General features: G+C 72.5%; 6 protein-coding genes. 3 read left to right on the forward strand and 3 right to left on the reverse strand.

Translation table 11 applies throughout. From position 1 onward, the window contains the following. Positions 1 to 2 precede the first annotated feature (2 nt). Positions 3 to 467, forward strand: coding sequence for an acyl-CoA thioesterase (locus ABWK99_RS14430; RefSeq protein WP_372595396.1), 465 nt, complete (start codon positions 3 to 5; stop codon positions 465 to 467). Between the two features lie 2 nt (positions 468 to 469). Here ABWK99_RS14430 and ABWK99_RS14435 read toward each other — a convergent pair whose 3' ends face one another. Then, the gene (locus tag ABWK99_RS14435; RefSeq protein WP_372595397.1) at positions 470 to 1,846 is read right to left on the reverse strand and encodes a dipeptidase; all 1,377 of its coding nucleotides are present in this window, start codon (positions 1,844 to 1,846) and stop codon (positions 470 to 472) included. Positions 1,847 to 1,918: 72 nt separating this feature from the next. On the opposite strand from ABWK99_RS14435, the gene ABWK99_RS14440 reads away from it, so the two are divergent. Further along, positions 1,919 to 2,494: a DUF3043 domain-containing protein gene (locus ABWK99_RS14440; protein WP_372595398.1), complete on the forward strand. Its 576-nt coding sequence runs from the start codon at positions 1,919 to 1,921 to the stop codon at positions 2,492 to 2,494. Here the strand turns inward: ABWK99_RS14440 and ABWK99_RS14445 are convergent. Together ABWK99_RS14445 and ABWK99_RS14450 are read right to left on the reverse strand one after the other, a co-directional pair. Then, on the reverse strand, positions 2,421 to 3,191 hold the full coding sequence (locus tag ABWK99_RS14445) for a YitT family protein (RefSeq protein ID WP_372595399.1): 771 nt from the start codon (positions 3,189 to 3,191) through the stop codon (positions 2,421 to 2,423). The two genes, ABWK99_RS14440 and ABWK99_RS14445, sit on opposite strands and share 74 nt — an antisense overlap. Next, a complete protein-coding gene (locus ABWK99_RS14450) occupies positions 3,188 to 3,337 on the reverse strand; it encodes a hypothetical protein (protein ID WP_372595400.1) in 150 nt (49 codons plus the stop codon). The genes ABWK99_RS14445 and ABWK99_RS14450 overlap by 4 nt, the downstream gene beginning before the upstream one ends. Positions 3,338 to 3,397: 60 nt before the next feature. On the opposite strand from ABWK99_RS14450, the gene ABWK99_RS14455 reads away from it, so the two are divergent. Continuing rightward, positions 3,398 to 3,968: GntR family transcriptional regulator (locus tag ABWK99_RS14455; protein WP_372595401.1), on the forward strand; the 571-nt coding region annotated here is incomplete at its 3' end.

Genomic DNA, 3,968 nt, shown 5'->3' on the forward strand with positions numbered 1-3,968 from the left:
ACCTGTTCAGCCCCTCGACGACGCAGCTGCGCGTGCGGCCAGGGGATCTGGACATGTACCTGCACGTGAACAACGGCGTGTACCTGCAGATGATGGACATCGCTCGCACCAACCTGCTCGCCGACCTGGGGGCCTTCCCCAAGCTCAAGGCGCGCGGCTGGTACCCGGTGGTCGCCGCGTCGACTATGACCTACCGCCGGTCCCTGCAGCTCTGGGACAGGTTCGAGATCACCACCCGCGTGGTCGGCTGGGACCCGCGCGTGGTGTACCTCGAGCAGGTCTTCCGCCGTCGCGGCGAGCAGGTGGCCCGCGGGCTGGTCGCCGGTCGGTTCCTGGGCCCGGCGGGCGCACGGGTCGCCCCTGAGGACCTCGTCGATGCCCTCGAGCCCGGGACCCGGAGCCCGGAGCTCCCGGCGGATGTCACCTCATGGGCGACGGCCGTCGACGTCGCCCACCGGAGCGCCTGAGCTCAGCGCAGGTCGACGATCCGCGCCAGCAGCAGGGCCTCGGCGAGGACGACCTTCTCGAGCTCAGCGAGGTCCACCGACTCGTTCGAGCTGTGCGCCCGTGAGTCCGGGTCCTCCACCCCCGTGACGAGGATCGCCGCGTCGGGGAAGACGTCGAGCAGGTCGGCGATGAAGGGGATCGACCCACCGACGCCGATGTCGACCGGCTCGGTGCCCCAGGCGTCCGCGAAGGCCTGGCGCGCGAGTCGCATCGCAGGGGTGTCCGTCGCGGCCGCGAAGGGCTTGCCGAGCTCGCCGTCCACGACCGTCACCCGCGCACCGAAGGGGGCGTGGCTCTCGAGGTGGGAACGCAGCGCTGCGGCGGCGTCCGCCGGGTCCTGGCCGGGGGCGATCCGCAGCGAGAGCTTGGCCCGGGCGGAGGGCGCGATCGTGTTCGAGGAGTCAGCGATCGAGGTCACGTCCATCCCGATCACCGAGAGCGCCGGCTTGGTCCAGAGCCGACCGGTGAACGTCCCCGTCCCGGCGAACCGGACACCCGGAAGCACGGAGGTGTCCGCCCGCAGGTCCGCCTCGTCGTAGTCGACCGTCGGCTCCGGGTTGACCTGGAGCCCCGCCACGGCGACCGAACCCTCGTCGTCGTGCAGGGTCGCGATGAGCCGGGCGAGCAGGGTGGGCGCGTCGAGCACGGGGCCACCGAAGATCCCCGAGTGCAGGCTGTGCTCGAGCACGGCGACCTCGACCTCGCAGTCCACCAGACCGCGCAGGCTCGTGGTCAGGCTCGGCACCCCGACCTTCCAGTTGGCGGAGTCCGCCACGACGATGACGTCCGCCGCGAGCAGCTCCTCGTACTGGTGCAGGAAGTCGACGAACACCGGGGACCCGATCTCCTCCTCACCCTCCACGAACACGGTGACGCCGACGGCGAGGTCGTCGCCCAGCACCCGCAGAGCCCCGAGATGGGCGGCGATGCCCGCCTTGTCGTCCGCAGCACCACGCCCGTACAGGCGTCCGTCCCGTTCGGTCGGCTCGAAGGGCTCGGTGAGCCACTCGCTGCGCGGACCGACGGGCTGCACGTCGTGGTGCGCGTACAGCAGCACCGTGGGGGCGCCGTCGGGAGCGGGGCGCCGCGCGACGACGGCCGGCCGGGACACGACGCCGTCGGCACGTGTCGCCCTCAGGACCTGCGTGTCGGCGAAGCCGACCGAGCGCAGCAGCGCGGCGACCGCCTCGGCGCTGACCTGCATCTGCTCCTGGTCGAAGGACGGGCTCGAGATGCTCGGGATGCGCACGAGGGACTCGAGGTCCGCGCGGACCCTCGGGAACCCGGCTGCGACGCGGGCACGGAGATCGGACAGGGACGGAGCAGCAGAAGTGGTCACGTCCGGTCACGTTACCGCGCGGTGCCAGGACCACCGGCCGTACGGGCCCGCCCCCTCGACTATCCTGGGACGGTGTTCTCGCGCAACGCTTCCACGCCCCCGCCCGCCGACGACGAGTCGGCTCCGCACGGCAAGGGCCACGCCACGCCCAGCCGCAAGCAGGCCGAGGCGGCCCGCCGCCGACCGCTGGTGCCCTCCGACCGCAAGGAGGCGGTCCGGGCCCAGCGCAACGCGTCGAGGGAGATGCGGCAACGGGAGCAGCTCGCCCTGCAGACCGGCGAGGAGCGCTACCTCCCGCCGCGGGACAAGGGACCGGCCCGCCGGTTCACGCGCGACGTGGTCGACGCCCGGTGGAGCCTCGGTGAGTTCTTCCTCCCGGTCGCGTTCATCGCGATCATCGGCATGTTCCTCAGCCAGAGCAGCACGGAGATCGCGTTCATCGTCCTCGTGGTGCTCTACCTGATCGTCTTCGCGACGATCATCGACGGGTTCATCCTGTCCCGCCAGCTCAGGAAGCGCCTCGAGGCGAAGTTCGAGGCGGCGCAGATCCCGCGCGGGACGCTCATGTACGGAGTCACCCGCGCGTTCCAGATGCGCCGGCTGCGGCTGCCGAAGCCGCAGGTCGGCCGGGGCGAGTACCCGTCCTGACCCCCTCGTCCGCTGACCGAACGGCGCCGGCGGACGAGGCATCGACCGCCGGGAGCTCGTCCGGAGCGGGGGGCACCGGGACGCTGAGCACGGGAAGAAGCACGTGCACGAGCGGGCCGATGGCCAGCGCGTAGAGGACCGTCGCGAGACCAGCGGTGCCGCCGAGCGCCCACCCGCTGAGCACGACCGTGACCTCGATCGCCGACCGGACGAGGCGAACCGAACGCCCCGTGCGACGAACGAGGCCCGTCATCAACCCGTCCCGCGGACCCGGGCCGAGTCGCGCCCCGATGTAGGACGCGGTGGCGACGGCGTTGAGCAGCACCCCACCGATCGCCAGCCCGACGCGCGCGAGCAGCGGAAGGTCGGCGGGAAGGCGATCGAGCAGGGCGAGGAACGGATCGACCAGCGCGCTGATCACCACGACGTTCGCGACCGTCCCGACCCCGGGCCGCTGGCGCAGCGGGATCCAGCACAGCAGCACGAGGAGTCCCGTGACCAGGGTCACCCCGCCGATGCTCAGCGGGACGTGCCGGGCCACGCCCTGGCTCAGGACGTCCCAGGGCATCGACCCGAGCGCGGCGTGCAGGAGCATGGCCATCGACAGGGCGTACAGGACCAGCCCCGCGAGCAGCTGGGCAGCGCGCCGCGCGTGGTGGTCCCCTGCACCCGGGCGCGTCGACGAGCGGTCCCTCATCGCCGCACCTCCAGCGTCGTGCCCACGTCCCAGGACAGGTGGCTGCCCGGCGGCGGCCGATGGCCGAGACCATCGGCCCGCACGAGTCGAGGGAGCTGCACCAGGGGTGGCACGACAACCGCTGCGAGGAGAAGGACGAGCATCATGGCCTCAGCCTCGGGGCAACTGGCCTTGTCATCTATAGCCACCTCGACGATAGTGGCCATATGACTCCCCTCCCGACGGACCGTCGGATCGGTGCGGCAGCCCTGGCACGACTCCTGGGCACGCTGCCGACGCACACCTCGGGCTATGTCGCCCTCGCCGAGGCCCTCCGTCGGTGCATCCTCGACGGCAGCCTCCCCCTGAGCACGCGGGTACCGAGCGAGCGCGAGCTCGCCGAGGCCCTCGGTGTCTCCCGGACGACGACGGGCGCGGCGTACGAGCGGCTGCGGACCGGCGGCTTCCTCCGCACCCGCCGCGGGTCCGGGTCCGTCACCACGGTGCCCGGCGGGACCGGGGCGGGGCAGGACCGGGACGACGTCCCCTGGCTCGGGTCGGCGGACGACCGGCCGGAGGCCCCTGTCGACCTCACGATGGCGGCACCGTCGGCGCCCACCCAGCTGCACGCCGCTGCCGAACGCGCCCTGGAGGCCTTGCCGCGGCACCTCACGGGCACCGGTTACACCTTCCTCGGCCTGCCGGAGCTGCGCACCGCGCTCGCGGAGCGCTACACGCGTCGAGGCACACCCACCAGCCCGGACGAGATCCTCGTGACCACCGGTGCCCAGCAGGCCA

This window comes from Actinotalea sp., from assembly GCF_041597215.1.
In the GTDB taxonomy this organism is placed as follows: Bacteria; Actinomycetota; Actinomycetes; order Actinomycetales; family Cellulomonadaceae; genus Actinotalea.